Origin of the sequence: Nocardia pseudovaccinii NBRC 100343 (genome assembly GCF_001613225.1) — a bacterium.
GTDB classification, from domain to species: domain Bacteria; phylum Actinomycetota; class Actinomycetes; order Mycobacteriales; family Mycobacteriaceae; genus Nocardia; species Nocardia pseudovaccinii.
Window position 1 is genome coordinate 1 of record NZ_BDBY01000061.1, and the last position, 2,260, is coordinate 2,260.

Below are 2,260 nucleotides of genomic sequence, written 5' to 3' on the forward strand. Positions count from 1 at the left end.
CATGTAGCGACGACAGCTTTATGCCCGATATCGCCCGCTTCGCTCGACCAATGGTTCAGTGTCGCGAAGGACAGCAGACAAGCCCAATCATGCCCGGACCGTTCCGTCCAGTACACAAACGTCAACCGGGCTAGCCGCGACCAGTGTAGTTGGGCGCCTCGACGGTCATCGTGATGTCGTGCGGGTGGCTCTCCTTGAGCCCCGCGGCGGTGATCTGCACGAACTGCGCCTCCTGCAGATCCGCGATCGACTGCGACCCGGTGTAGCCCATGGCCGCCCGCAGCCCGCCGACGAGCTGATGGATCACCTGGTTGACCGGTCCGCGGAACGGCACCCGCCCCTCGATGCCCTCGGGCACCAGCTTGTCCTCGGCGAGCACGTCGTCCTGGAAGTAGCGGTCCTTCGAGTAGGACTTGGCCTGGCCGCGGCCCTGCATGGCGCCCAGCGAGCCCATGCCGCGGTAGCTCTTGAACTGCTTGCCGCCCACCAGGATCAGCTCACCCGGCGACTCGGCGGTACCGGCCAGCAGCGAGCCGAGCATCACGGTGGACGCGCCCGCCGCGATGGCCTTGGCGATATCACCGGAGAACTGGATGCCGCCGTCGGCGATCACCGGAACGCCGTACGGCTTGCAGGCGGCGACGGCCTCGAGGATCGCGGTGATCTGCGGCGCGCCGACACCGGCGACCACGCGGGTGGTGCAGATGGAGCCGGGACCGACACCGACCTTCACCGCATCCGCGCCCGCCTCGACCAGCGCGGCCGCACCGGCCCTGGTGGCCACATTGCCGCCGACGATCTGGATGCGATCGCCGACCTCGGCCTTGACCTTGGTCACCATCTGCAGCACACCGGCCTGATGGCCGTGCGCGGTATCGACGATGAGCACGTCCACCCCGGCGTCGGCCAAAGTCATGGCGCGCGACCAGGAGTCCTCACCGACACCGATCGCGGCACCGACGAGCAGGCGGCCGTCACGGTCCTTGGTGGCGTTCGGGTACTGATCGGTCTTGACGAAGTCCTTGACGGTGATGAGTCCGCGCAGGCGGCCGTTGCCGTCGACGATGGGCAGCTTCTCGATCTTGTGGCGACGCAGCAGACCGAGCGCGGCCTCGGCGGTGACGCCCTCCTGTGCGGTGATCAACGGCGCCTTGGTCATCACATCGGCGACCCGCCGGTTCTGATCGACCTCGAAGCGCATATCGCGGTTGGTGATAATGCCCACAAGCGCGCCGGTCTCATCCACCACCGGCAGGCCGGAAATGCGGAAGCGGGCGCACATCGCGTCGACCTCGGCGAGGGTGTCGGTCGGGCGACAAGTCACCGGGTCGGTGACCATGCCCGCCTCGGACCGCTTGACGGTCTCGACCTGCGCGGCCTGATCGGCGACGGCCAGATTGCGGTGCAACACGCCCATGCCGCCCGCGCGCGCCATGGAGATGGCCATCCGCGCCTCGGTCACGGTGTCCATGGCGGAACTGCAGAGCGGGGTGCGCAACCGGATCTCACGGGTCAGCTGGCTGGAGGTTTCCACCGAGCTCGGGATGAGATCCGAAGCGGCCGGTAGCAACAGCACATCGTCGAACGTGAGGCCGAGCATGGCGATCTTGTTCGGATCGTCACCACCCGTAGGAGGGCGGACCGCGATTCGTTCGCCCGATACGGGATTACTCATTCGGATCGACCCCTCCTGGACGTCGAAAGCAACGAACGCCGGGTTGGCCGGCGTCGTGGAAGCTGATGGGATGGACGGTGGCGGCTCCGCCAGCGCTGTCGGATACTGGCCGGGGCCTGTTCCCATGGTATCTGCCCCGCAAACACGGCTACGACTGCGCCTCGCTGACGCTCGGCTCGGTCGTGCGCGTGGGCGCCTGTGCCTATGGTTCACTCGCTGCGCTCGCTCACGGAACTGAGGCCACCACCGAAACTGGCGCGCCACATAGCTGGCGAAGAGCACCCTGTTCTGCGTACCGTGGGGGTGTGCGTGACCATCTACCACCTGGCTTGCCGCCGGATCCGTTCGCCGGAGACCCCTCCGACCCGTCCGCCGCGCTCGATGCCATCGAGCCCGGTGAACCGCTGGATCCCCACGAGCGCCTTGCGGTCGAGGAGGATCTCGCCGACCTTGCGGTGTATGAGGCACTACTAGCGCACCGTGGCATCCGAGGACTCGTGGTCAGCTGCGAAGACTGCAGACAAGATCACTACCACGACTGGGATATGCTGCGCGCCAACCTGCTTCAGCTGCTGGTCGACGGCA

2 protein-coding genes are annotated in these 2,260 nt (G+C 67.0%); one reads left to right on the forward strand and one right to left on the reverse strand.

Annotated elements, in window-relative coordinates; genetic code table 11:
• Window positions 1–130: 130 nt before the first annotated feature.
• A complete protein-coding gene (gene guaB, locus NP3_RS07185; RefSeq protein WP_157124170.1) occupies window positions 131–1,675 on the reverse strand; it encodes an IMP dehydrogenase in 1,545 nt (514 codons plus the stop codon).
• 305 nt (window positions 1,676–1,980) lie between these two features.
• Here guaB and NP3_RS07190 point away from each other — a divergent pair.
• Window positions 1,981–2,260 (forward strand): DUF5319 family protein (locus NP3_RS07190; RefSeq protein ID WP_063039033.1); only part of this gene is annotated, 280 nt, incomplete at its 3' end.

Bases quoted from the DNA above. Each gene is read 5' to 3' on its own strand.
- guaB (WP_157124170.1), bottom strand. From the start codon at position 1,675: ATGAGTAATCCCGTATCGGGCGAACGAATCGCGGTCCGCCCTCCTACG.